At 55.9% G+C, this 24,303-nt stretch carries 29 protein-coding genes and 1 tRNA gene; 20 read left to right on the forward strand and 10 right to left on the reverse strand.

Annotation, left to right across the window (positions count from 1 at the left end):
- Nucleotides 1-3 precede the first annotated feature (3 nt).
- The 7 genes from dnaG (at nucleotide 4) to ribD (ending at nucleotide 7,115) form a co-directional block, all read left to right on the forward strand.
- Complete coding sequence (gene dnaG / locus TR2A62_RS17195) at nucleotides 4-1,953, forward strand: DNA primase (RefSeq protein WP_009158744.1); 1,950 nt, start codon at nucleotides 4-6, stop codon at nucleotides 1,951-1,953.
- Nucleotides 1,954-2,116: 163 nt separating this feature from the next.
- Complete coding sequence (rpoD, locus tag TR2A62_RS17200) at nucleotides 2,117-4,093, forward strand: RNA polymerase sigma factor RpoD (RefSeq protein ID WP_009157907.1); 1,977 nt, start codon at nucleotides 2,117-2,119, stop codon at nucleotides 4,091-4,093.
- A gap of 134 nt (nucleotides 4,094-4,227) precedes the next feature.
- The gene (locus tag TR2A62_RS17205) at nucleotides 4,228-4,641 is read left to right on the forward strand and encodes a hypothetical protein (protein ID WP_009159468.1); all 414 of its coding nucleotides are present in this window, start codon (nucleotides 4,228-4,230) and stop codon (nucleotides 4,639-4,641) included.
- Between the two features lie 112 nt (nucleotides 4,642-4,753).
- On the forward strand, nucleotides 4,754-5,017 hold the full coding sequence (locus tag TR2A62_RS17210; RefSeq protein ID WP_009160028.1) for a hypothetical protein: 264 nt from the start codon (nucleotides 4,754-4,756) through the stop codon (nucleotides 5,015-5,017).
- 9 nt (nucleotides 5,018-5,026) lie between these two features.
- On the forward strand, nucleotides 5,027-5,437 hold the full coding sequence (locus TR2A62_RS17215; RefSeq protein ID WP_009160607.1) for a secondary thiamine-phosphate synthase enzyme YjbQ: 411 nt from the start codon (nucleotides 5,027-5,029) through the stop codon (nucleotides 5,435-5,437).
- Nucleotides 5,438-5,550: 113 nt separating this feature from the next.
- Nucleotides 5,551-6,021 (forward strand): transcriptional regulator NrdR, encoded by a 471-nt coding sequence (gene nrdR / locus TR2A62_RS17220; protein ID WP_009157277.1) that lies wholly within the window; start codon nucleotides 5,551-5,553, stop codon nucleotides 6,019-6,021.
- Nucleotides 6,022-6,023: 2 nt separating this feature from the next.
- Complete coding sequence (gene ribD, locus TR2A62_RS17225) at nucleotides 6,024-7,115, forward strand: bifunctional diaminohydroxyphosphoribosylaminopyrimidine deaminase/5-amino-6-(5-phosphoribosylamino)uracil reductase RibD (protein WP_009157346.1); 1,092 nt, start codon at nucleotides 6,024-6,026, stop codon at nucleotides 7,113-7,115.
- Here ribD and TR2A62_RS17230 read toward each other — a convergent pair.
- From TR2A62_RS17230 to TR2A62_RS17240, 3 genes are all read right to left on the reverse strand, one after another.
- The gene (locus tag TR2A62_RS17230) at nucleotides 7,112-9,112 is read right to left on the reverse strand and encodes a capsular polysaccharide biosynthesis protein (protein ID WP_009158306.1); all 2,001 of its coding nucleotides are present in this window, start codon (nucleotides 9,110-9,112) and stop codon (nucleotides 7,112-7,114) included. The genes ribD and TR2A62_RS17230 overlap by 4 nt on opposite strands.
- Before the next feature lie 7 nt (nucleotides 9,113-9,119).
- On the reverse strand, nucleotides 9,120-10,253 hold the full coding sequence (locus tag TR2A62_RS17235) for a polysaccharide biosynthesis/export family protein (RefSeq protein ID WP_369699520.1): 1,134 nt from the start codon (nucleotides 10,251-10,253) through the stop codon (nucleotides 9,120-9,122).
- Between the two features lie 121 nt (nucleotides 10,254-10,374).
- Nucleotides 10,375-11,586: a capsule biosynthesis protein gene (locus tag TR2A62_RS17240; protein ID WP_083791116.1), complete on the reverse strand. Its 1,212-nt coding sequence runs from the start codon at nucleotides 11,584-11,586 to the stop codon at nucleotides 10,375-10,377.
- Nucleotides 11,587-11,840: 254 nt separating this feature from the next.
- Here TR2A62_RS17240 and TR2A62_RS17245 point away from each other — a divergent pair, with 254 nt between their 5' ends.
- Genes TR2A62_RS17245 through nusB form a run of 4 tightly spaced genes read left to right on the forward strand, consistent with a single transcriptional unit; the run spans nucleotide 11,841 to nucleotide 14,604 of the window.
- Nucleotides 11,841-12,428: a riboflavin synthase gene (locus TR2A62_RS17245; protein WP_009160381.1), complete on the forward strand. Its 588-nt coding sequence runs from the start codon at nucleotides 11,841-11,843 to the stop codon at nucleotides 12,426-12,428.
- A 26-nt stretch (nucleotides 12,429-12,454) separates the two neighbouring features.
- Nucleotides 12,455-13,591, forward strand: a complete 1,137-nt coding sequence (ribB, locus tag TR2A62_RS17250) for a 3,4-dihydroxy-2-butanone-4-phosphate synthase (RefSeq protein ID WP_009159321.1) — start codon at nucleotides 12,455-12,457, stop codon at nucleotides 13,589-13,591.
- Nucleotides 13,592-14,134, forward strand: a complete 543-nt coding sequence (locus TR2A62_RS17255; protein WP_040820940.1) for a 6,7-dimethyl-8-ribityllumazine synthase — start codon at nucleotides 13,592-13,594, stop codon at nucleotides 14,132-14,134.
- On the forward strand, nucleotides 14,131-14,604 hold the full coding sequence (nusB, locus tag TR2A62_RS17260) for a transcription antitermination factor NusB (RefSeq protein ID WP_009159560.1): 474 nt from the start codon (nucleotides 14,131-14,133) through the stop codon (nucleotides 14,602-14,604). Before TR2A62_RS17255 ends, nusB begins: the two co-directional genes overlap by 4 nt.
- On the opposite strand, the gene TR2A62_RS17265 is transcribed toward nusB, so the two are convergent.
- Entirely contained in the window at nucleotides 14,601-15,110 is a 510-nt protein-coding gene (locus TR2A62_RS17265) for a hypothetical protein (RefSeq protein ID WP_009158444.1), read from the reverse strand. The two genes, nusB and TR2A62_RS17265, sit on opposite strands and share 4 nt — an antisense overlap.
- A gap of 326 nt (nucleotides 15,111-15,436) precedes the next feature.
- Here TR2A62_RS17265 and TR2A62_RS17270 point away from each other — a divergent pair, with 326 nt between their 5' ends.
- Both TR2A62_RS17270 and TR2A62_RS17275 read left to right on the forward strand, forming a co-directional pair.
- On the forward strand, nucleotides 15,437-15,895 hold the full coding sequence (locus TR2A62_RS17270) for an MmcB family DNA repair protein (RefSeq protein ID WP_009157789.1): 459 nt from the start codon (nucleotides 15,437-15,439) through the stop codon (nucleotides 15,893-15,895).
- 11 nt (nucleotides 15,896-15,906) lie between these two features.
- Nucleotides 15,907-16,089, forward strand: coding sequence for a hypothetical protein (locus TR2A62_RS17275; protein ID WP_009157568.1), 183 nt, complete (start codon nucleotides 15,907-15,909; stop codon nucleotides 16,087-16,089).
- A 14-nt stretch (nucleotides 16,090-16,103) separates the two neighbouring features.
- Here TR2A62_RS17275 and TR2A62_RS17280 read toward each other — a convergent pair whose 3' ends face one another.
- Nucleotides 16,104-16,292 carry a DUF6324 family protein gene (locus TR2A62_RS17280; RefSeq protein ID WP_009159035.1) on the reverse strand — a complete coding sequence of 63 codons (189 nt, stop codon included), beginning with the start codon at nucleotides 16,290-16,292 and terminating at the stop codon, nucleotides 16,104-16,106.
- A 154-nt stretch (nucleotides 16,293-16,446) separates the two neighbouring features.
- Between TR2A62_RS17280 and TR2A62_RS17285 the strand changes: the two genes are divergently transcribed.
- Nucleotides 16,447-16,523 (forward strand) — tRNA-His (locus tag TR2A62_RS17285).
- A 61-nt stretch (nucleotides 16,524-16,584) separates the two neighbouring features.
- Here the strand turns inward: TR2A62_RS17285 and TR2A62_RS17290 are convergent.
- Nucleotides 16,585-16,881, reverse strand: coding sequence for a DUF6476 family protein (locus tag TR2A62_RS17290; protein WP_009159633.1), 297 nt, complete (start codon nucleotides 16,879-16,881; stop codon nucleotides 16,585-16,587).
- On the opposite strand from TR2A62_RS17290, the gene TR2A62_RS17295 reads away from it, so the two are divergent.
- Complete coding sequence (locus tag TR2A62_RS17295; protein WP_009157967.1) at nucleotides 16,880-17,905, forward strand: RluA family pseudouridine synthase; 1,026 nt, start codon at nucleotides 16,880-16,882, stop codon at nucleotides 17,903-17,905. The two genes, TR2A62_RS17290 and TR2A62_RS17295, sit on opposite strands and share 2 nt — an antisense overlap.
- On the opposite strand, the gene TR2A62_RS17300 is transcribed toward TR2A62_RS17295, so the two are convergent.
- Nucleotides 17,895-18,515, reverse strand: a complete 621-nt coding sequence (locus TR2A62_RS17300; RefSeq protein WP_009160268.1) for a hypothetical protein — start codon at nucleotides 18,513-18,515, stop codon at nucleotides 17,895-17,897. The two genes, TR2A62_RS17295 and TR2A62_RS17300, sit on opposite strands and share 11 nt — an antisense overlap.
- A gap of 278 nt (nucleotides 18,516-18,793) precedes the next feature.
- Here TR2A62_RS17300 and rpoH point away from each other — a divergent pair, with 278 nt between their 5' ends.
- The 4 genes from rpoH to TR2A62_RS17320 all read left to right on the forward strand — a co-directional run bounded on the left by rpoH (nucleotide 18,794) and on the right by TR2A62_RS17320 (nucleotide 21,921).
- Nucleotides 18,794-19,690 carry an RNA polymerase sigma factor RpoH gene (rpoH, locus tag TR2A62_RS17305; RefSeq protein WP_009159706.1) on the forward strand — a complete coding sequence of 299 codons (897 nt, stop codon included), beginning with the start codon at nucleotides 18,794-18,796 and terminating at the stop codon, nucleotides 19,688-19,690.
- A gap of 105 nt (nucleotides 19,691-19,795) precedes the next feature.
- A complete protein-coding gene (locus TR2A62_RS17310; RefSeq protein ID WP_009158890.1) occupies nucleotides 19,796-20,767 on the forward strand; it encodes a Gfo/Idh/MocA family protein in 972 nt (323 codons plus the stop codon).
- A 254-nt stretch (nucleotides 20,768-21,021) separates the two neighbouring features.
- The gene (locus tag TR2A62_RS17315) at nucleotides 21,022-21,336 is read left to right on the forward strand and encodes a DUF4389 domain-containing protein (protein ID WP_009158932.1); all 315 of its coding nucleotides are present in this window, start codon (nucleotides 21,022-21,024) and stop codon (nucleotides 21,334-21,336) included.
- A gap of 9 nt (nucleotides 21,337-21,345) precedes the next feature.
- On the forward strand, nucleotides 21,346-21,921 hold the full coding sequence (locus tag TR2A62_RS17320; protein ID WP_009159344.1) for an alpha/beta hydrolase: 576 nt from the start codon (nucleotides 21,346-21,348) through the stop codon (nucleotides 21,919-21,921).
- On the opposite strand, the gene TR2A62_RS17325 is transcribed toward TR2A62_RS17320, so the two are convergent.
- Nucleotides 21,918-22,814, reverse strand: coding sequence for a LysR family transcriptional regulator (locus tag TR2A62_RS17325; protein ID WP_009158109.1), 897 nt, complete (start codon nucleotides 22,812-22,814; stop codon nucleotides 21,918-21,920). The genes TR2A62_RS17320 and TR2A62_RS17325 overlap by 4 nt on opposite strands.
- An 84-nt stretch (nucleotides 22,815-22,898) precedes the next feature.
- On the opposite strand from TR2A62_RS17325, the gene TR2A62_RS17330 reads away from it, so the two are divergent.
- Nucleotides 22,899-23,531 carry a class I SAM-dependent methyltransferase gene (locus tag TR2A62_RS17330; RefSeq protein ID WP_009158542.1) on the forward strand — a complete coding sequence of 211 codons (633 nt, stop codon included), beginning with the start codon at nucleotides 22,899-22,901 and terminating at the stop codon, nucleotides 23,529-23,531.
- 3 nt (nucleotides 23,532-23,534) lie between these two features.
- Here the strand turns inward: TR2A62_RS17330 and TR2A62_RS17335 are convergent, their stop codons facing one another.
- Together TR2A62_RS17335 and TR2A62_RS17340 are read right to left on the reverse strand one after the other, a co-directional pair.
- A complete protein-coding gene (locus TR2A62_RS17335) occupies nucleotides 23,535-23,732 on the reverse strand; it encodes a hypothetical protein (RefSeq protein ID WP_009160481.1) in 198 nt (65 codons plus the stop codon).
- 7 nt (nucleotides 23,733-23,739) lie between these two features.
- Nucleotides 23,740-24,276, reverse strand: a complete 537-nt coding sequence (locus TR2A62_RS17340) for a hypothetical protein (RefSeq protein WP_009159652.1) — start codon at nucleotides 24,274-24,276, stop codon at nucleotides 23,740-23,742.
- Between the last annotated feature and the right edge of the window lie 27 nt (nucleotides 24,277-24,303).

Here is a 24,303-nt window from a genome sequence, read left to right on the forward strand (position 1 = left end):
TAAATGAGTTTGCCCGACGGTTTCCTTGATGAATTGCGTACCCGACTGAGCATCGCTCAGGTTGTTGGGCGCAAAGTTATTTGGGACCCGCGCAAGTCCAATCAGGGCAAGGGCGATATGTGGGCACCATGCCCGTTTCATCAGGAAAAATCGGCCAGTTTTCACGTCGACGATCAAAAGGGCTATTACTATTGCTTTGGGTGTCACGCCAAAGGTGATGCGATTTCCTTTGTCCGAGAAACCGAAAATGTCGGGTTCATGGAAGCTGTTCAAATCCTAGCCGGTGAGGCGGGCATGCCAATGCCCCAACGCGATCCCGAGGCGCAAAAAAAAGCAGACCGACGCACCCAGCTTGCCGACGTGATGGAACAAGCGGTCCAGTTTTTTCGTCTTTCGCTGAAAACTGGTCCCGCAAGTGAAGCGCGTGATTATCTGGTCGGGCGTGGGTTCAATGACACGTCTCTTGAACGCTGGGAAATCGGATTTGCACCTGACGGTTGGCAAAACTTGTGGGACCACCTGACGGCCAAAGGTGTCTCGCCTGACATGATGATGGACTGTGGTTTGGCCAAACCGTCGTCCAAGGGCGGCAAGCCCTATGACACGTTCCGCAACCGGATCATGTTTCCAATCCGCGATGGACTGGGCCGTGCGATTGCCTTTGGCGGGCGTGCGATGGATCCAAATGATAATGCGAAATACCTCAATTCGCCCGAAACCGTCCTCTTTGACAAAGGTCGCAACCTCTACAATCAGAAACCTGCGCGCGAGGCGGCGGGCAAAGGTGGCGATCTGATCGTGGCCGAGGGGTATATGGATGTGATCGCGCTGTCAGAGGCCGGTTTTGGTGCGACGGTCGCCCCGCTAGGAACTGCGATCACCGAGGATCAATTGCGTCTGATGTGGCGCATCGCGCGCGAACCAATCATCGCGCTGGATGGTGACACTGCTGGTATGCGTGCGGCGATGCGTGTGATCGACACCGCCTTGCCTATGCTCGAGGCTGGGCAGTCCGTGCGCTTTGCCTTGATGCCCGAGGGTATGGATCCTGACGATTTGGTCAAAGGGCAGGGCCCTGGTGCGATGCAGGCCTTGCTCGATCAAGCGATCCCAATGGTTCAGCTCCTGTGGCGTCGTGAGACCGAAGGCAAAGTCTTTGACAGTCCAGAGCGCAAGGCCGCACTCGATAAAGCACTGCGTGCCAAGATCCAAGAGATCAAAGACCCGTCGATCCGCAGCCACTATGGCGAAGAAATCAAGTCGCTCAGATGGGAGCTATTTCGCCAGAACCGTGGCGGCACGGCGAAGTCGACCTATCAGCCACGGGGCAAATGGCAGCCCCAAGGTGTGCCCATGGCCAGCACCAAAGCATCGGTCTTGGGAGCAGGTGCTGCGGCCGAGGACCATCTGCGCGAGAGCGTGATCCTTGCGACCTTGATCAGCAACCCTGCAATCCTTGGACAATTCGAAAGCGCGTTAGAGCGTATGATCTGTGCGTCGTCCGAGCACGAAGCCATCCGTCATGCCCTGTTGCGGCACGTTGGGGACCAGCCAGAGGTGTTGCGTGGAAATTTAGTTGGCGAACTGGGGCCGGACACTCTTGAAAAGCTGATGTCCCAGAGCCATGTCGCAATCACTCCGGCTGTTCGGCGAGCGGGCGATACAGAAATCGCGGCAGCGTGCGTGGCCGAAGAGTTGGACAAGCTGGGCGCTAAACGCGGTCATGCCCGAGAAATCGCAGATGCAGTTGAAGACCTAAGCGGTATAGCCGACGAAGGTGTGACATGGCGGTTAAGCCAAGCAGCAAATGCGATCAACGGGACAGGGCGCGGTGCCCAAGAAGATAAGACAGAATTTGAGACCGGTGAAAACGGGGCCAAGATGAAGAAAGACGAGCGCAGCAAGTTTGATGCGCTTCTGGATCAGATTGGCTTTGGTAAAGGGGACGCTTAGTCGCGCCCTTGGTAAGCAACACGTTAAGAAAATCAGCCTAAATCTGGTTGCGAATCACCTGAATCGCAGATTGATTCGTAATTGGACGAATCATCCCGACCTAGTCAGGCTATTCCACGCCGGGACGACACGCCGAGTGACACATGTGACAGGAGCCTCTTTGATGGCCGCGAAAGACAACGACGATCGCAAATCCGATAACTCTGACGCCGACATCTCGCTCGATATGAGCCAAGCTGCGGTCAAAAAGATGATCGGTGAGGCGCGGGAACGCGGCTACATCACATATGACCAGCTCAATCAGGTTCTACCACCTGAGCAGGTTAGTTCCGAACAGATCGAAGACGTGATGTCGATGCTCTCAGAAATGGGCATCAATATCATCGAAGAAGAAACCGAAGACGAAGAGCAAAAGGGTGGCACCGACGTCACCACGACGGGCGGCAACCGCGAAGTTGCCGTATCGTCCGGCGAGACCGAAAAGCTGGACCGCACCGATGACCCCGTCCGCATGTACTTGCGTGAAATGGGCAGCGTTGAGTTGTTGTCGCGCGAGGGCGAGATTGCGATCGCCAAACGTATTGAGGCTGGCCGCAACACAATGATCTTGGGCCTCTGCGAGAGCCCGCTGACATTCCAAGCGATTACAATTTGGCGCGACGAACTTTTGTCCGAGGACATTCTGCTGCGCGACGTCATTGATCTGGAAACCACCTTTGGCGACCAGATGGGCGAGGACGAAGAAGAAGCACCTGTTGTCGACACGACCGCTGGCGCGGCCGCTCCGAAAAAAGAAGAGGCGCAAGAGTTGGACGCCGACGGCAATCCGATTGCCAAGGAAGACGATGACGACGAGGACGAGCAGGCCAACATGAGCCTTGCTGCAATGGAGGCCGCACTTAAGCCGCGCGTGCTGGAAACCCTCGACCTGATTGCAAACGACTTTGCTAAGCTCTCGGAAATGCAGGACGCTCGTATCAGTGCGACCCTTAACGAAGACGAGAGCTTTTCCGACAAAGCCGAGAAGTCCTATCAAAAACTGCGCTCGGAAATTGTTGAGCTGGTGAATTCGATGCATCTGCACAACAACCGTATCGAGGCGCTTATCGACCAGCTCTACGGTATCAACCGTCGTATCATGTCGATCGACTCAAGCATGGTGAAGCTCGCTGACCAAGCGCGCATCAACCGCCGCGAATTTATCGATGCCTATCGTGGTCATGAACTTGACCCGACGTGGCTAGAGCAGATGGGTGAAAAACCTGGTCGTGGTTGGCAGGCGTTGATTGAAAAGAGCACAGGTAAGATCGAAGACTTGCGCGCAGATATGGCCCAAGTTGGTCAATACATCGGCCTCGATATCTCTGAATTCCGCCGCATCGTGCAGCAGGTTCAAAAGGGTGAAAAAGAGGCGCGTCAGGCGAAAAAAGAAATGGTCGAGGCGAACCTGCGTCTCGTTATTTCGATCGCCAAGAAATACACGAACCGTGGCCTACAATTCCTTGATCTTATTCAGGAAGGTAACATTGGCCTGATGAAGGCGGTCGATAAATTCGAATACCGCCGCGGTTACAAATTCTCGACCTATGCGACGTGGTGGATCCGTCAGGCGATCACCCGTTCGATTGCTGATCAGGCGCGCACGATCCGTATTCCGGTTCACATGATCGAAACGATCAACAAGCTGGTCCGCACCGGTCGCCAGATGCTGCACGAGATTGGTCGCGAGCCGACGCCAGAGGAATTGGCGGAAAAGCTGCAGATGCCGCTGGAAAAAGTCCGCAAGGTCATGAAGATCGCCAAAGAGCCGATCAGTCTCGAGACACCGATTGGCGACGAAGAAGACAGCCAGTTGGGCGATTTCATCGAGGACAAGAACGCAGTTCTACCTCTCGACAGTGCGATCCAAGAGAACCTCAAAGAGACGACGACCCGCGTTCTCGCTTCGCTTACACCGCGTGAAGAGCGGGTTCTGCGGATGCGTTTTGGCATCGGTATGAACACGGACCACACTCTCGAAGAGGTTGGTCAGCAGTTCAGCGTGACCCGCGAACGTATTCGTCAAATCGAAGCCAAAGCTCTGCGCAAACTCAAGCACCCAAGCCGGTCGCGTAAACTGCGGTCGTTCTTGGACCAGTGATCCGGAAACTGCTCTGCGCGGCGGCCTTGTCCGGGGCCACCGGCAGTGCGATGTCCCAAGATCACACTTTGGGCCTGCATGACGTCGACGGCGTCACGGGCTGATCCGACTTCGAACCCCAAGCCCTGCAATCAATGTTCCCAAATGCTGACCTGCGTCTTGGCACCTATCCCGGTCAGGCCACAGGCATTGTGGATACGATCGAATGGTGGGACGGTGGCGATCTCGTTTTTAGGTTTGACGCGAACGACCACGGCGATGGGATCTTTTCTGTCATCACAACGTCTGCTGCGGTCTCTGGCCCCTTCGGCTTTCGACCCACGATCAGCACATTATCGGAGGTCAGTCGCCAGCTCGAGTGCGGTCGTGGTTTTACCGCGATGAAACGCCAAGTCATTTGTTCGGTCCGCGAGGACGATGGCGTCATGCGCTACCGGTTTGACCTACCTGAGGATTTGATTGACCGCGCCCCGAGCGGCGCATTGTCTGTGGATTGGGATGTGATCCCTCTTGTCAATATCCGCAGATACCGAAGGCTCCGGTTCTAAACTTCTATTGTGCTTCAACAAACATCACGTGCGCGTGCAAGGGGATTTCTTTGGCGTCAAATTCGCCTATCTGGCGAGTATCAGTCTTAACCCTTTGTTTGAGAGACCCCTCATGCTTCGCCTTGCTTTGATCTCTGCCGCTCTACTGTCCGCCACCACAGCGACCGCCAACATTGGCGCTCTGGATGAGGCTGACATCCAACTCACGGCATTCAATTTCATTTCCCAACCTGTGGACGGTCCAAGTCTGTCGAACGGGATCATCGCACTGTCCGAGGCTCCGGCCTGTGCAGTGCCTGCATCGTCTTTGATCGCGATGGCGCCAGAGGTTCAGACGCCCGAAAATACCGTCGCATTGGCCTGCGCCGCGCAGTAAGTTAGGCTCATGCAGGGCCAATTTTCCATCCAGACCCGTGGGTCTGGTCTCTATGAATTCACGGATCACGTCACCGACTGGGCCATAGGGACCGGTCTGTTGACGCTGTTTGTGCAGCACACATCTTGTTCGCTGTTGATCCAAGAGAACGCCGACCCTGAGGTGCAGACCGATCTGAACGCATTCTTTCGGCGATTGGTTCCGCCCACGACGGACCCGTCGATGTCCTATCTGACCCACACATACGAAGGCCCAGATGACATGCCCGCCCACATCAAATCTGCGATGATGCCTGTGTCGCTGGCCATTCCTGTAACAGAGGGGCGTTTGGCGCTGGGGACGTGGCAGGGCATCTATTTGTTCGAGCATCGTGAAGCCCCAAAGACCCGCCATGTTGTGGCGCATCTGACTCACTCTTAGCCTCACGATCTAGGGGGTGAAATTGCCCACTACCCAAATCCTAGAGTTCTTCCTATAATACTGGACATAAATGGGGACAAAACCCCAACAGGCAGTGAATAAGGGGATATGCGATGCGCTGTCCATTTTGTGGAAATGTAGACACACAGGTCAAGGACTCGCGTCCAGCCGAGGATCACGTTGCGATCCGCCGGCGTCGGTTCTGTCCGGCTTGTGGTGGACGATTTACAACATACGAGCGGGTACAACTGCGCGATCTGGTGGTGATTAAAACCAACGGACGCCGAGAAGACTTTGACCGTGACAAACTCGAACGTTCGATCCGGATCGCGTTGCAAAAACGCCCTGTCGAGCCCGAGCGCATGGATCAAATGATTTCAGGCATCGTGCGCAGACTTGAAAGCATGGGCGAGACCGATATTCCATCGGGTACAATAGGTGAGATCGTGATGGAGGCTTTGGCCCGCATCGACACGGTGGCCTATGTGCGTTTTGCCAGTGTTTACAAGAACTTCCAGGCGGCAGATGATTTTGACAAATTCGTCTCAGAACTGCGCCCGGACATCAAACCAGAAGACGACTGAACATGAGTGATGCGCGCTGGATGGCGCTTGCCCTAGAGCTTGGGCGGCGTGGTCTGGGGCGTGTCTGGCCCAACCCATCGGTTGGGTGTGTGATCGTCAAGGACGGTCGCGTCGTTGGACGCGGCTGGACCCAAGACGGCGGGCGGCCGCATGCGGAAACTCATGCGCTCGCAGCAGCTGGGACTGCGGCACGCGGCTCTGACGTCTATGTCACGTTGGAACCCTGTTCCCATTATGGCCATACCCCCCCTTGCGCCCAAGCATTGATCGATGCTGGTGTTTCTCGAGTTATCGTGGCGGCCGGTGACAGTGACCCCCGCGTCTCTGGTCGGGGCTACGCGATGCTTCGCGACGCTGGAATCTGTGTCGACATTGGTCTGTGCGAGTCCGAAGCACGCAATGATTTGGCAGGGTTTTTCAAACGAATTGAGACGGGCCGCCCTTGGGTGACGCTCAAACTTGCCAACAGTTTCGACGGACGTATCGCCACAGCGAGCGGAGACAGCCAATGGATCACAGGGGCAGACGCACGCCGGTATGTCCATATGTCCCGAGCACGGCACGATGCCGTGATGGTGGGGGCGGGCACTGTCCGTGCGGATAATCCGTCACTGAACGTTCGTGATCTCGGGGTGGCGCGCCAACCTATTCGCGTGGTGCTTTCGCGCAAACTTGACCTGCCAACTGATTGCAAGCTGGCTGTGACTGCCGGAGACCCGCCTGTTTGGATTTTACACAGCGATGACGCCTCTCAATCTCGGATTGAGGATTGGACGGGCCACGGCGCAAATTGTCTTGCCGCCGGTCCAGAAGCTCACCGCCAGCTCGACCCATCGGCCTGCCTGCAAACGCTTGGTGCCCAAGGGCTGACGCGTGTTTATTGCGAAGGCGGCGGTGCGCTTGCTGCGTCTCTTTTGGGTGCGGGTCTCATCGACGAAGTCATTGGATATACCGCCGGTGTCGCCATCGGTGCTGAAGGAACGCCGTCGCTGGGGGCTCTTGGCCTTTCGGTTCTGGCCGAGGCGCCACGATTTCAATTGCTAGAAACACGCGCGATCGGCGCGGACGTGCTGCACCGTTGGCGTCCGCTCTAGCGCCATAGATGCGCGTAGCTTGCAAACACACCCTGCAGTTTCGCAACACTGCGATTGAATGGCCCAGGTGATGGAAGATTCCCGCTGGCCAGTCTTTCGATGATCACCTCGACAGGACAGGCTAGCCCCGATTTTGGGTCGAAATAGCGCGGGTAGTCGATCAAAACCGCGTGGGCGAGAGCGGTGAGATCAGGGCGCGCAGTCCGGCGAGGATGCGGATGGCGATCAGTGGTGAGCCCCCAACCACTGTAGAACGGTTGCCCCAGACAGGTCACGGGAACGCCGCGCAACAGCGCCTCGAACCCCAACAGTGACGTCATCGTCCAGACCTCTCGGACCGCATCAATGAGATCGATTGGATCGCCATTTTGGACAACCATATCCGCAATTTCAGTGGCATCGGCGACATCACCATCGCGCAATCCTGCTTCGACGTCAGGGTGCGGTTTATAGAGGATCACCGCGTCGGGACGGGCGTCTCTTGCGGCCAAAAGCAGGTCGCGGTTGGTCGTGACATCTAGGGTGCCCAGCATGATAGAGGCGTCATCTTCGACCTGACCCGGCACCAAAATGCGGTGTCCGTCGGGTAATTGGGGTGTGTCCCGCTGCAGGTTGTATTTGCTCAGCTTGCTGGCAGTGACCGCTCGGATCACGGTCTTGGCACGGTCCCGTGCAGCATTTGAGAGGCTTGGGCTGTCCGCAATCAACTGTTCAAGATCACTGGGCGATGTTGGATCATAGTATATTCCAGAGGTGTCCGTGACGAGGCTGAGTGGCGGGATCAGTTCCGCGCCCAATCCGCGTGACCGCAAAAATCCGTCCTCGACCCGCACAACGTCGCCCATCTCTGGTGTCGCCTTGCCGGCCCAAACCATCAATCGCCGTTCATCTGTTGCCGCATCGCCAAACCGCATTTTCAAATAGCGACCAAAGACCTGTTGCAACGGTTTACGTTTCCACAGCCGCATCTCGGCACCTGTCCATCCGCAATGATCTTCGCGCCATTCACGCACCTGCGCCTCTAGCGTGGCAAGCGCATCTTCAAATTCGCAAAGACGGTCGCGATAAGGGTCGTACCAAGTCGCATAGCGCATCATCACACCGGCAAAGAGTTGTGCGCGGGTGAGCTTGCGTTGGCGGCGTTGAACTGGATTGCGGTCTTCTGTCAGCCCCCAACCCGCATAGCAGGGTTGGCCAAACACATGGGGGCGGTGGCCTGCAAAAATCGCCTCAAACCCCATTTGGGACGAAACCGTATAGACGCTGGTTGCGCCGTCGAACAACGCCCACGGGCTAACGGCGGCACCAAATAATGTGACCTGACCATTTTCGATGCTTTTGTCGAAATACCCATCTCGGTGGCCGCCCGCGGTTTCAGGATGCGTCTTAACGATGATCCGCGCGCCCGGATTTTCCTCTTGGGCGTAATACAACATTTCGAGAAAGGTGTTTTTGTCCGCGCGGCTTGCTTTGACAGATGCATCGCCGCGGGTTTGGTCGATGACCAAAACATAACCCGGTTTGGGGGTAGGGGCGTCTAGATCATAGGTATTGTATTTGCTCAGATGTGCGGCACGTACGCGGTCAATCGCAGCCCGTGCGCGGTTTAACAGAGCCGTGTCATCCAGCGGATCATGGGTCAGCAGTTGCTCGAGATCGCTGATCGTTGCTGGGTCAAAATGAACGCCGCGCTTGTCGAGAAACAGACCCAACGGCGGCTGCCCGTCCCGACCGGGTAGAACTGAACGCAAGAATGCGTCCTCAACCCGCAGGATTGGTGTCTCTGTTTTTGCGGCGACGGCTTCACCCCGTGGCGAGGTCGGGGATTGACCCCAGACACCGACTAAATCGCCATCCGACGGTTTGCCCAGTTTAATGTCATACCCCGAAAGATCCAAAATCCGCCGGATACGCTTTTGCGTGAGAAACCCACCGTTATAGACAAAAAGACGCTGCCGGTTTGCTCCAGCAGCGGCCTGTTGTTCATGCGATGTCATCGTTAGATCAGTTTGTTGTGCCAGCGTTGGCCAGTGAACTGATCGTGTTCACAGCCCCAAGCGAGCCTGTCAGCGCCGCAATAGATTTATCAAACTGAACAAACGGCGCTTCGGTAACATAGACAGTGTCTTCGTCGCGAATTGCGAAATCTCGTGCCATGAACATGCCGTTCGGCTTGGTCAGGTCCAGAACATAGACAACACGCTGTTCGCCCGTCAGATCAGTCCCAACAAGTTGTTCTGCGATCTCTTCAGGCTCGTTGCGGAAGACAAAGACGCCGGTCGGATCCGCCACAGCAGATGATAGACCGCCAACTTGGGCGATGGCTTCGATCGCCGAGATTGTCTGGCTTTCAAAGGCTACGCGGTTCTGCGTGCCAGTGGCGCCAAGCGCGGTAAAGCTGCGAGTGTCTTCTTCTACGATGATCCGGTCACCACCGCGCAATGCGATATCATGACCGGGGTGATCATAGAGATCTTCGAACCAGATCGATCCGCTGTGCGAGCCACGAACAACTGTCACCTGTGCAATTTCAGGACGAACTGTGACGCCACCTGCGCGGGCCAACATCGACGCAAGCGTGCGGGTTGGGCGCTCGATTGCATAGACACCTTGGGCACCAACTACGCCCACAATTGAAATCGTTGATCCGTCGCCGGCCAGACGGCGCACCTGAACCTGCGGGTCAGGGGTCTGGTCGTTCAGCTTGGATGTAATGATGCGGCGGATGGCTTCGGGTGTGTTGCCCGCCGCTTTGATCCGGCCTGCATAGGGCACAAAGATAAAACCAGCACCGTCTACTTGTACTTCTTCGAGAACGGTCGCGTTTTGACCTTCGGGGACCAGCAAACCGTCGTCGACGTTTTCCCAAATGGTCAATCCCAATGTGTCGCCTGCGCGGATCGTGTCAGAGCCAATAACGCCTGCATCGCGGAAGCCTGCGGAAAAGCCCAAAGCCGGAGTTACCGAAGCAATCCGGTTTACGCGGTCGTTGACGCTTAGAACAAAGGCGTCGCCTTCCTGCAAAACAGAGCCGGAAAAGATCTCGGCCTTGTTCGGTCCAGAACGGGGCAGACCACAAGCGACCAAAGCCAGCGTTGCGACAAATACTGCGCCTTTCGCGAGGCGCGATAGGGTGATGGTCACTGCTTTGGTCTCCTCGACCTATGAACTTGCCTCAAAATCGGACCCATTTCCGGCCTCGTTGTTGCTGAAACTACCGGAATCGCGCAGCAAAAGATAGCCATACAGGTTGTGTCTGTTACTTCACGACACGCAACTGTTGCCTCGGTGCCGCGTTTCCCGTGCTCAACGCATCATAAGGATCATGCGGCGCGAGCATCATATCAACGACCTGTCGCAACAGCTGTCTGCGGCCCCGCGCGGCGTAAAATCCACCTGCAACCTGACTGGTTTCCAACAAATATCGGCGATAGTCGCGATAGGCCCGATTGTCGGGACGTTTTGGGTTGGCAAAAAACTTGGCAAGTGGTTGCTGCGATACAAATGCGGATTTGGCGTAAACGGCCGCACCGAACGTCCGAAGCGGCAAACCGCGCCACAATACCTGTTGGCCAGCGGTCGAATTTACCGTCACAGCAGTCCGCGCATGATCCAGAAGACGAGCCAACTTGCCACCCTGCACATAATGGACCCGACCCGAAACGCCATTTTCACGTGCCAAACGTTTGACGATCATGCGAATGGGCGAGCGGCCATTTTCCAACGGATGCGCCTTGAGAACCAAATGGTGATGACGCGGCGCGCCTTTTGCGAAACCTCTTATCACAACCGTCAGGAACTCTTCCATTCGGGTGAATGGCGAATGCTCTTGGAAACTAGCGTCATGCTCTAGTTGCATCAACGCGAGGTGATATGGGAAACCACCATGTTTGATGTGAAGCGTCGAAATCATCCGGTTTATCGAGATGAACGGCATCAGCGCCAAGCATCTGAAATATAGCGCGAATTCGGCGGCGACTGGCAGTTCGCGGTGACGTTTCATCTGGCGGTAGTCGCCATTCCTGAACATCACAAACCAATGATAAAGCGCGCCGTAAAACACGTGTTGGCGCATGTCGCCCCAATGGGCCGGTGCCTCTGGGACATCCAAATCAGATTGTTTCAGCGCGGTGCGCATTTCGGCCACGTCCATATCCATGAGACGGGAATTGCCGTTTGTGCCGCCGCGCTCATACGTCACCCAATAGGGCCGCATATACCCTTCTTCAAAGACATGAACCCGCAGGCCCAATTCATTCGCTGCGGCAACTGCGTTCGCGTGCACGGGGCGAGTGTCGCCATAGAGCACGATATCGGTGATGGATTTGGTTTCGATCAGCGATCGAAATGTCTCGTCCCAGCCGTCAACTGTGCCCGTGTATGGAATGTAGCTGCGCGAATGGAGCCAAAATGCACGGTCGCCCGCGTTAAAACCGACACGCCACACTTCTGCTCCGGCCATGCGCAACATTTTCCCCAAACGCCAGAAAAACGGCCCATGGGGGCCCTGAAGAAACAAAAATTTGCGTTGATCTACTTCGATCACGTTAACCTCAACTGTCTTTTTCCCAAGGCTATCGGGGCATCGGGGCAAAAATAGGGCCAAAATCCTATTTTACGGCAAAGAATGGCCTAGCGGGAACCTATCGATTTACCAAAGGGAAACGCGCGCGTCTTGTCCCCCCTAAGCGGAAACGCTAGGTCATGGTACAAAGGAGAGCACCTATGTTCACTGGCATCATAACAGATATTGGCGAAGTCGTCGAAACAGAACAACGCGGCGACCTGCGGGCTCGGATTAAAACCAGCTATGATACCGCCACAATCGACATTGGTGCGTCGATCGCATGTGATGGTGTGTGCCTGACCGCGATCAAACTGGGTGACGGGTGGTTTGACGTCGAAATCAGCGCTGAAAGCGTTTCAAAAACCAACCTGACCACATGGGCCCCCGGCAAGCGTCTGAACCTAGAGCGCGCCCTCAAACTTGGGGATGAGTTGGGTGGGCACATCGTGTCTGGCCATGTCGACGGTGTTGCGCAAGTGGTTGATATCAAAGAAGAAGGTGACAGCACGCGTGTCACCCTGCGCGCGCCTGAGGCGCTTGCTAAATTTATCGCGCCCAAGGGTTCTGTCGCTTTGAATGGCACGTCGTTGACCGTCAACGAAGTAAACGGCAAAGATTTTGGCATCAACTTTATCCCACATACCAAGGTCGCCACGACATGGGGTGATGTGGCGATGGGCGATCCTGTTAACCTCGAAATTGATACGCTCGCGCGCTATGTGGCGCGGCTTCAGGACTGGGCATAACACCCGTCTCGTACAAGGAACCTGTTATGAGCTTTGAAGACCCCGGACCCGTCGAAGAGAACTGGCGCGACGCAATCAGTTCAGTCGAAGAGATTATCGAAGACGCCCGCAATGGCCGGATGTTTATCCTTGTCGACCACGAAGACCGCGAAAACGAAGGCGATTTGGTGATCCCTGCGCAAATGGCGACGCCGGATGCGATCAATTTCATGGCGACGCACGGGCGGGGTTTGATTTGTTTGACGCTGACTGGCGAACGGATTGACGCGCTTGGGCTGCCGTTAATGGCGTCTCACAACTCGTCCCGTCACGAAACGGCGTTTACCGTTTCGATCGAAGCGCGAGAGGGCGTCACAACTGGCATTTCCGCCGCTGACCGCGCACGTACAGTGGCGACTGCGATCGACAGTGCAGCGACGGCTGCGGATATCGCGTCCCCCGGGCACGTGTTCCCATTGCGTGCGCGTGATGGTGGCGTTCTGGTCCGCGCAGGTCATACCGAGGCGGCGGTCGATGTTAGCCGGCTTGCTGGTTTGAACCCATCAGGCGTGATCTGCGAGATCATGAACGAAGACGGGACAATGTCGCGCCTGCCTGATCTGGTCAGCTTTGCCCAGATGCACAATCTCAAGATCGGAACAATCAGTGATCTGATCAAATACCGCCGCCGCCACGATAACCTCGTTCGTGTGCGCGAAACCGACACCATTACGTCCGAATTTGGCGGTGAATGGGAAATGCGGATTTACACCGACGAGACTCAAGGCGCGGAGCACATCGCGTTGATCAAGGGCGACATCACTGGTGATGACGGAAATGCGGACCCGGTGATGGTGCGGATGCACGCGCTAGACCCGATGTTGGACATGGTCGGCATTGGTGGGAAAGGTCGCGCCGCTGAATTTGGTGACGCCATGCAGATGATCGCCGAGCACGGACGCGGCGCACTGGTGCTATTGCGTGATGTTCATATGAAACTGACGGCGGACGATGATGTGTCGCCTCAAACTCTGCGGCAATACGGGTTGGGCGCGCAAATCTTGTCCTCTCTTGGGCTCAGTGAAATTGTTTTGATGACCAATTCGCCCCAGCCCAAGGTTGTCGGGCTTGATGCCTATGGTCTCGAAATTGTTGGCACGCAGAAAATCTCGGAGATCGGATAAATGGCCGGACACGAACAGCACTACATAATGCCGCGTGTGGAATTCGACAAACCGACCAAAGTCTTGATCGTTGTCTCGCCTTATTACAAGGACATCGCCGACAACATGCTGGCTGGTGCGCGTGCCGAGATCGAGGCCTCAGGTGCCACGCATGAGACCATCGAGGTGCCCGGCGCACTGGAAATCCCAACCGCTATTGGTATTGCCAATCGGATGAGCAACTTTGATGGCTTTGTCGCGCTAGGGTGCGTGATCCGCGGCGAGACAACCCACTATGAAACCGTCTGCAATGACAGCAGCCGCGCGATCCAGCTCTTGGCGCTGCAAGGGCTGTGCATCGGCAACGGTATCTTGACGGTTGAAACCAGACCCCAAGCCGAAGTCCGCGCAGATCCCGCCGATCAGAATAAAGGCGGCGGAGCGGCCGCTGCGGCCTTGCATCTTGTGGCGTTGTCGCGCAAATGGGGCTCGGCGCGCAAAGGGGTGGGATTCACCTCGGACATTCTGTTTGCGGGCGAAACAGGATCCGATAGCACAGCATGACCGATAAACCCTCTGGCAACCAAAAACGAAAAATGCGATCGGCCGCTCGGCTGTTCGCGACCCAAGCTCTTTATCAGATGGAGCTATCCGGTCAGACCGTGGATGCGGTGCGCCAAGAGTTCGAAACCTACCGTTTTGGTGAGGTGATCGATGGTGATGAACTGGCCGAAGGCGATGTCGAAACCTTCCGTGATCTGCTTGAGAATGCCGTTAACCATCAGGCGCTGATCGACCAAATGACAGACCGGGCGTTGGTCGCCAAATGGGCGATTGACCGGATCGACCCGACATTGCGCGCGCTCTTTCGGGCGGCTGGTGCCGAACTGACCCAGAGCAGCACACCGCCCAAGGTCGTCATTGTCGAATTCGTAGATGTCGCTGTCGCGTTCTTTCCTGAAGGCAAAGAGCCAAAGTTCGTCAATGCCGTGCTTGATCACATGGCACGCGAAGCACAGCCCGACGCGTTCTAGGACATACAGCCCGCTACCGGAATGCTGACCTGAACGCTGTCGGTGAAATTGGCCATTGCTGTGGCGTCGGTTTGCTGTGTCAGACGGACCGCAATGCCTTTGATCTCGCTTCCTGTGACCATCGTTGGGCGTGATGTGCCGCTGGCAATCATGTCGTCCAAATCCAACGTGATGATGATCTCACCACCCGGTGGCAGGCTCTTCAATGACACGCTCAACGTTTGATCGCCGTCACCCGGTTGGGCCAGATCAATGACCATATCCGCACCCGCCACAACTTCGACAGGTTGAAAGACTTCGACACCTGCACCGGCTTCGGTGGTGTCAAAAATCAGGCCAGCCGTGCTTGCGGTAAGGTCAATTTCAAATATCGACGGGGCTGTTGCGCACTGACCCGCGTTCTCGATCACAAAACGGTCCTTGGGCGCGCCTTCGACAAAGGCGACGGTCACATCGGCATGTGCAGCGGTGGAGCATAAAATTAGGGCAGGGATCATCAAACGCATTGGGGTCTCCTTTGGGTTAATCCAAAGGTAGCCTGCGCGCGGCGAAGGTCAAAACGGGGTGGTGGCGGGCCCGCAAACGCAACCGTGTTGGTTCATTAAATTCCCGAGGACCTGTATGTACAGGTGGGCGCCAGATAAAAAGACCAGGGTCTCAACAGAGCCAGCTCCCTCGGATTTGCTTAAGGCCACTGGAATTAGACCGCATACGAGAAGGGCAGAACCCGCCACTTCCGTAGGTAGGTCTTTGTTCGCCCAATAGCAAGGTCCAGCGGTCTCTGGTCTTCATCAAGCTTGATTTTTGTTCACGTATTGTTCATGTTTGGGCCATGCCCGATGATCTGACCCAATCCACATTGCAACCCGGCCAACTATTGGCGCGCGGTGTCTGTCGGCACCTCGCCACCCATGATTTTGTGACGGTAGAAGAGTTGGTTCCCACCAGCGGCTTGCGGGTCGATGTGATGGCGGTCGGCCCCAAAGGCGAAATTTGGGTCATTGAATGCAAATCCAGCCGTGCAGATTTTCAGACTGATCACAAATGGCAGGGTTACCTAGAATGGTGCGATCGCTATTACTGGGCGGTCGATAGCGATTTCCCGACCGAATTATTGCCGGACGAAACCGGGCTCATCATCGCTGACGCTTATGATGCCGAGATTCTTCGTATGGGCCCCGAGGCTAAGCTGGCTGGCGCACGGCGCAAGGTCATGATGCAGAAATTCGCCCGTCACGCGGCCCGTAGATTGCATGCGCTACGCGATCCGGCGGCGTGCATAACATGGTAAGCAAAGGCGCAATGGTGATTAAATATCTATACCCCGACGGCACCCACTGTTTTCGTGCGATGCATACGGCGCATGCAGTGTTCTACAATGACGAGGGCGTTTTGATCGCGCGGGCGGCCAAACCGGATGGCACGCTGTACGAGGTTGAAATCACAGGGTTTGAGCTGGTCGGCGAGGGCTTTGTCTATTCCTAGAGTCGAGGTCTGCCTTAGCGGCGCAACGCGTCGGCACCCTTGGCAGCCATCATGATTTCCTCGGCAATTTCGCGGGCTTCGTCAGGTTCAAAATCCATTGGGATTTCAACGCCGTTTGCTTCGACAAAAATCCGAACCATCGCTTGGTCGGTTGGCCCGATTTGCAAGTTTGCCTCGATGTCGCGTTCTGTGTCGATGCCCATGATCGGCCTCCTGAAACCTTGCGCGGTCGCGCGAGTTGTCTGTAACGCAGGCGGCACTCTACGCGCAAGCCCAAGGCACATCCCGATTCCCCACATTTCCGCCGTCAAAGCCTCTTGCAAATCTCTGGGATGGCCGCTAAATCGCAACCGTGGAGCCGCCTTAGCTCAGTAGGTTAGAGCGCTTGATTGTGGATCAAGAGGTCCCTGGTTCGAGACCAGGAGGTGGTACCACCCTTTCTCTCATTGCGGTTCTGTCGCGTCATGTCATGACGTCGGTGCCGCTGTGACAGCTCTAGGGTGTGGTCAGTGTGATGGTTTGGACCAACTCCATGTCGGCGCGATCGTACACCAGCACACGGTCATCATCGGTCACCACGGCAACCCAATCTGGCGTCTGGGTATAGCCAACCGCGACGGCGCCAGCGGGCAGAGTAATCACATCTGGAAACGTTAAAGGTGTCCCTTGTGACGGCAAGCGGATGACAAACAGGATGATGATGATTACAAGGCCCGCAATCATCACCGCCGTCAGCGTTGTAACAAGCCGCCGCAGGAACATAAGGTTCGCGGGTTCAGGAGTATCTTGCATGGGCCAGCCGCCTCTCGTTTTTCGGATCATGCCCGATCCGCCCAAGCGCCTTGATAAGGCGATTGCGCGGGATGTGCCAGCGGACGCGTCATTGTCCCGTTCGCGTATAGCAAAACTGCTGGCGTCAGGCGATGTTGCGCTGAATGGCGCCGTTTTGACCGATCCGCGTGCCAAAGTGGCGGAAGACGACGAAATTACTGTCACGCTGCCTGACGCTGCCGAAAGCCACATGGGCCCCGAAGACATCCCACTGGATTTGGTGTTCGAGGACGACGATCTCATTGTGATCAACAAACCCAGTGGCATGGTCGTGCATCCCGCACCTGGATCGCCCTCAGGAACGCTGGTGAACGCGCTGATGCATCACTGTGGTGACAGCCTATCAGGCGTGGGTGGCGAAAAGCGCCCCGGCATCGTCCACAGAATTGACAAAGAAACCAGTGGCTTGCTGGTGGTGGCCAAGTCAGACAAGGCACATCACGGCCTTGCGGCGCAGTTCGAGGCACATACGGTCGAACGCTATTACCGTGCTGTTGTCTACGGTGTACCCGACAGCAACGACCCGCGTTTGCGCGGTATTCGCGGTGTCAATTTTGAACGCAGTAATATCATGAAGATCACGACCCAATTGGCCCGTCACAAGACCGACCGCCAACGGCAGGCCGTACTCTTCGGGAACGGCCGCCATGCGGTGACGCGGGCGCGTGTGGTTGAACGGTTTGGTCAGCCCGTCGTGGCGAGCCTCGTTGAATGTTGGTTGGAAACAGGGCGGACCCACCAAATTCGTGTGCATATGACCCATGCGGGTCACAACCTTGTCGGTGATCCGACCTATGGTGGCCGTCGCAAGCTTTCGCCAAAGGCGATCAATGCAGCAGGGTTCGAAGCGGTGGCAAGTTTTCCGCGTCAGGCGCTTCACGCCGCCGTTTTGGGGTTCAAGCATCCGGTGACGGGCGAAATGGTGCGGTTTGAGGCCCCATTGCCAGACGATATGGCCGATTTGCTTTGCGCGCTTAAGGGTTAAGGGGCAGCCGAGGTTTTTCGCCAAAGAACTCGCGCCAGTAATTGGTGAGACCTGCATAGATCATTTTCTCGATCTCTTCGATTTGCTGGAAAACCGTGGTTTGCAGCGCCTCTCGGTAGGTAATGATCTGTACGATCGACGCATCGGGTTCTTCGCGCTGGAATGTTTCCCAACTGGCGCAAACCTTGCCCAGAAAGGCGATCATGGCGGCATCAAAGTCATTGTCGAAATCCGGATCGTAGACTTCTGTGTCCAGCTGATCCGCGATTTGATCGTTTGGCGCGTAATACATCATGTTCCAACGGGCAAAGGGGTCGAGCCCGATATCCAACAGCCGTTCGGCCAATGGGCCGCGCTCGCATGCGCTGGGGCACAGCGGCACCGCGATCAAACGACCGCCGTTGGTCATTTCAGAAACTTGTAGGTCGATCTTATCCGTCAATCTGGCAAAGCGTGCACGCGCCTCGTCATAGTTCGAGCGTTCCCGTTCAATGACCACATCGAATTTGGTTTTTTCACGTTCCGGTACGGGCAAAGGAGGCACGTCATATTCGATAGGCTCGGGAATATCCGGCACTTTTGCAAACTTTTTGATCAATGCGCTCATCATAGCTTTGGCCCTCTTGGAACAAGTATTTCTTATAAAAACAGGGAAAACAGGGAAAACAGGGCGAAAGCGGCCCCTGAATCGGGCTTTTTTGCGAAACTATCTTTGAAATACACATCCCATGCGCGTGAGAGCACTGACATGTGGGTCGCAATCCGGGGCGGTCGTGTTCATATTCAGTTTAACCAAGTGACATAAGTCCCTTGAACAAGGGCACGTCGTTACCCATATCCATGTTAAGGGCCGTAACATAAGCCGGCCAATCCAGAGGGGGATACACCATGAGCACATACACAAATCTTCCCGCCCCGTCGCCAGAGCAGGGCCTGAACCGTTATCTGCAAGAGATCCGCAAGTTTCCGATGCTAGAGCCGGAAGAGGAATACATGCTGGCCAAATCATGGGTCGAAAACGAAGACAGCAAATCAGCGCACAAGCTGGTCACATCGCACCTGCGTTTGGCTGCTAAGATCGCGATGGGCTATCGCGGCTACGGCTTGCCACAGGCCGAGGTGATTTCGGAAGCGAACGTCGGTTTGATGCAGGCGGTCAAGAAATTCGACCCAGAAAAAGGTTTCAGACTATCGACTTACGCGATGTGGTGGATCCGCGCCGCTATTCAGGAATACGTCCTGCGGTCGTGGTCGATGGTCAAGCTGGGCACAACATCTGCACAGAAAAAGCTGTTCTTTAACCTGCGCAAAGCCAAGTCACGGATTGGCGCGCTCGAGGATGGTGATTTGCGTCCCGAGCACGTTGAGCGGATCGCAAATGATCTGGGCGTGAACGAGCAAGAAGTCATCAACATGAACCGCCGTTTGTCTGGTGGTGATGCGTCGCTGAATGCCCAGGTCGGGTCTGAAGGCGAAGGCACCATGCAATGGCAGGACTGGCTCGAGGATGAAGATGCTGACCAAGCGGGCGACTACGAGGCCAAAGACGAGCTGGACAGCCGCCGCGAGCTGCTGGCCGACGCTATGTCGGTTCTCAACGACCGCGAGAAGGACATCTTGATGCAGCGCCGTTTGCAGGACAAAGCGATCACATTGGAAGAGCTGTCTGGGCAATACGATGTCAGCCGCGAACGTATCCGCCAGATCGAGGTCCGTGCATTTGAAAAGCTGCAAAAGAAAATGCGCGAGCTTGCACGCGAAAAAGGGATGATGGCGACAGCCTAACCCTTTGATAGCATTATCCTATACGACCCCCGCCAGGTTTCTGCGCGGGGGTTTTCTTTGGCCCGACTGTTGGTATGCTGTCACAAACAACATCAGGAGACTGCAATGCCGGTAAAATGGGGAATTCTGGGCGCGTCGGGCTTTGCCCGCCAACATATGGCGCCGGCGATCCACGCCGCCGAGGGCGCTGTTTTGGCTGGGCTTGCCACGTCTTCGCGTGACAAGGCGCAACCGTTTCGGGCGTTCCAGCCAGACCTGCAACGCTATGACACCTATGATGCGCTGCTTGCTGATCCTGAGATCGAAGCGGTGTATATTCCGCTGCCCAACCACCTGCATGTTGAATGGGCGAAAAAGGCGATGGCTGCGGGCAAGCATGTTTTGTGTGAAAAGCCGATCGCGCTGCAAGCCTCTGAAATTGATGAACTAATTGCGCTGCGGGACAAAACGGGTTTGGTTGCAACCGAAGCCTATATGATCGTGCATCACCCCCAATGGAAGCGCGTCAAACATCTGGTTGAGGACGGGGCCATCGGGATCTTGATGCATGTTGAGGGCGTGTTTACGTACAACAACGCGGGCCAAGACGACAACATCCGCCATGATCCGTTCAAAGGCGGCGGCGGGATACCTGACATCGGTGTCTACACCTATGGGGCCACGCGTTGGGTGACAGGGCAAGAACCTGAAATGATTACACAATCTGACCTGACCTATGAGAATGGGGTCGATGTAATCGCACGGGTTGCGGCACAGTTTGACTGCTTTACCGCCCATTGGGTCAACTCGATGCGGATGCACCCCCTGCAAACCATGACGTTTCACGGCGATCAGGGCGCGATCCGGATGACGGCGCCGTTCAACGCGAATGTCTACGATGTTGCACGGATCGAAATCCACCAACAGGATTTGGGCCTGCGGGTGGAACGTTTTCCAAGTGACAACCATTACAAGCTTCAGGTCGAGGCGTTTTGCCGGTCAGTTCGCAAGGGTCACGCATTGGAATGGTCGCTAGAGGATGCACAAGGCACCCAAGCGATGATTGATGCAATTTATGCCAAGGCCAAGGCGGGTTAACGCACCGCACGGAGGGGGCTAAGGTCCCGATGTAAGGCGAAATTTTATGTATTTTGCGTATTTTTGGGTCTGAAATACGAAATTTGCATGTTTTGTTTTTCAAACCTGCATTGCGATAGCGCGGGTTTTAGGTCAATGCGCACGGCGGGTAGGGGCTTGGTTAACCAGTCTCATGCGCGTTAACGTGGGTTAAACAGTGGTAAGAGCCACGCGCGTTGCTAAGATGCGGGACGCCGAAAGAAGGGGAATCAGCGATGGCCGATCCAAACGAATTTGACGATGTGATGCCCGAGAACACCGCACGCGCCAGTGACGGTGGTCCGCTAAAGGAAAACATGCTGCCACGGCTTTTGCATATGATCCTGATCGCCCTGATGTTGAGCATGGCCCAGACGGTTCTGGGTGTTCTAACGATTTTGCAATTTGTCATCACGCTGGTGAACGGCAAAGTGCCGAACGCGCGATTGGCGGATTTGGGCACGGATCTGGGCATCTGGATGGCCAAGGCTGTGCGGTACCAAACGGCTGCCTCAGAGGTGAAGCCGTGGCCGTGGACTGAACTGGACTAATACGATGAAGTGGATGAGCTTGGCAGCTGCAGTGCTGTTGGCGGGGTCGACTATGACCCAATGCGATTCGAGGTCGAAGGTGACCGGATTGTCGCATTGGGTGTGATTGATGGCAGCACGCCTGCCGTCTTTCGCGAGGTAATGGCGGATGCGCCGGACGCCACCGAGCTAGAGCTGAGGAACGTGCCGGGATCGGCAGATGACGAGGCCAATTTGCAGCTAGCCAGATTGGTGCGAGATGCGGGATTGTCCACCATTGTACCTGCTGATGGCATGGTGGCCTCTGGCGGGACCGATCTGTTTTTGGCGGGTGTTTACCGTGTCCTGCAACCGGGTGCCTGTGTCGGTGTCCACAGCTGGGCCACTGGCGACGGTGACCAAGGGCGCGACGTGCCGCGAGACGACCCGCAGCATCAGCTCTATCTGTCGTACTACGAAGATATGGATATCCCTGCTGGGTTCTACTGGTTCACGCTGGAAGCGGCACCAGCCGAGGGGATATATTGGATGAACGCTGACGACGTTCTGCGGTTCAATATGGTTGAAAATGCTCGCGATCTCGGCGTGGAATGCAACGACCGTTAGGACGTCATTCGTGGTTTTAGGAACTGATCCAGCATGTCAAACACCAGTCTGATGCGGCGACTGGTGTGCAATTCGCGGTGTGTGGTCAGCCAGATCGGGTAGGTGACCGAGACGTTTTTGAGCGTCCGTCGCATATTCGGGGTTTGTTGTGCGACGTCGTCGCCCATGATGCACAACCCGAGGCCGCGCTGTGCCATTTGCCAGACCACCAGACCGCTGGTTGATTGGTTGTGAAACTGGTCGGGGCGCAGGCTGACCCCGATCATGTTCAAATAATCGACCATGCGCGGCACGTCCGAAAACCCGATGATTTTCTGGGTTGTGATCCCAGAGGCGTCGTCAGGGTCCCCATGTTTGTCGAGGTAGGGTTGGCTTGCGTAGAAATGCGCGGATGCATCACAGACAAGGCGGGCGATCAGTTCTGGTTGATCAGGTCGCACGTGGCGCAGCGCGATATCGGCCTCGCGGCGCTGAAGATCCTGAAGGTCATCGCTGGCGATGATTTCGATATTCAGGCGCGGTGCGACGGTCGCCAATTGTTCGAGAAACGCAGGCAGGTGGTAGGCGGCCATCACATCAGAGGCGGTGATCCGCACTGTGCCGTCGATGGTTTGCGATTGGCCCGATGCTGCGAGGGACGCCGCGGTGGCCGCATCACGCATGGCTGCGATATGGGTGGCCAATTGTCGGCCTGACGGGGTCAGTTCCACCCCGCGACCGACCCGTTCAAACAGAACTAACCCCAGATGTTCCTCGAGTGCTGTGACTTGGCGTCCGATCGTGGGTTGTGTGGTTTTCAGTGCACGTGCGGCCGCCGAAAGAGACCCCTCTTCGGCGGTGGCGAGAAAGGCGCGCGCGTGGTTCCAGTCAAAGTCGATGGCATTCCAATTCATATGTATGTGTATAGGTCATCTATGAATTCATGCAATTTCTATTCGTCTGCGTTGAGATTAATGTGTTTTCAAAGGAGATACACAATGCGTGACAATTCAAAATTCTGGACCAAAATTTCCCGGAAATATGCCCGTGATGCAATTTCGGACGTGCCCGCATATGAATACACATTAGATCGCACCAAGAGTTATTTGGGCGTAGGCGACCGCGTGCTAGAGCTGGGGTGTGGGACGGGGTCGACCGCGCTGCGGTTGGCGGGCTCCGTTGGACACTTGGTGGCTACAGATTTTTCTGAGGGCATGATCGAAATCGCCCGAGAAAAGATCGCGGACAGCGAAGACGCCAACATCGAAGCCCGCGTGGCGACACCTGCAGACATCACCGACGGCACGTATGACGCGGTGTTGGGGTTCAACCTGTTCCATTTGGTCGAAGACGTGGACGGTGCATTGGCCGACGTGGCGGGGCTGGTCAAACCCGGTGGTTTGTTCATCTCGAAAACCGTCTGCGCGTTCTCGGGTCAAACGCCGCTCAAGTACCGCTTGATGTTTAGCTTGATCAAACCCGCGCAATGGCTGGGCAAGGCCCCATTCGCCCGGTTTGACCCTATTGATGTTTGGGAACGCCGGATCGAGGCGGCAGGGTTCGAGATCGTCGAGACCGGCAACCATCCCGTTGCACCGCCCAGCCGGTATGTGGTTGCGCGGCGGGTGTGAGGTTTACTCAAAGTCTTCTGCAAAAATGTCAAAACGCGTGAGATGGTTCCAAACCCAAGGGGCAAGTTTATGACCGCGAGATAGGGCTTCGGTGACAAGGGCCTGTTTTTTGGCCTTGTCAGGCGCGCCTTTGATGAGATGGTTGTAAATGTAGTCGTTGGGAAGGACACCGGTGCGTTCCATCCCGCGTTTGAGGTCCATCCGGATTTTATGATTGCCCGCTTTGCTGATTAGGGTGCCATAGAGATGGGGGGGCCTTGTTACCAGATTTCAGGAAGGTCTTTGCGATTTGAAACGCTGGGCCGAATTCGTCGGCTTTGGAGATCACAGAGGTGACGTCATCGTCATCGGGTTCAACGCCATTGCGGCGATATTGAGTAAACAGCGCGCTTGCTGCTGTAAAACTTTCTTGAAGAGATATCGCTTGAGACAACACATAGCGGTCTGGCTTAACATCATACTCTTTCGCCTGTGCGATAACAAAATTGGCGTCGTCAGATGTTTCGCATACGCGCATCAAGGCGCCAATCACATAGTCATCGGGACTACCGCCTAAGTCCAGCAAGGTACCGTAATGCTGTTGCCCCTGTTCATATGTGTCTGACTTAGTAATCATAAACGTCATGGTGAATTCGTCCGACACAACCCCTTCAGCCGCGTTCATGGCGTCGAACATCTCGGTAGCTTGGGCATAGGTGTCGGCCTTGGCGATGAGGGTGGAGAAGGTGGTCGCGTTGGGTTCCACGTTTTCCGCCCCGTTCATGGCGGCGAA

Origin of the sequence: Thalassobium sp. R2A62 (assembly GCF_000161835.1) — a bacterium.
Lineage (GTDB): Bacteria > Pseudomonadota > Alphaproteobacteria > Rhodobacterales > Rhodobacteraceae > Thalassobium.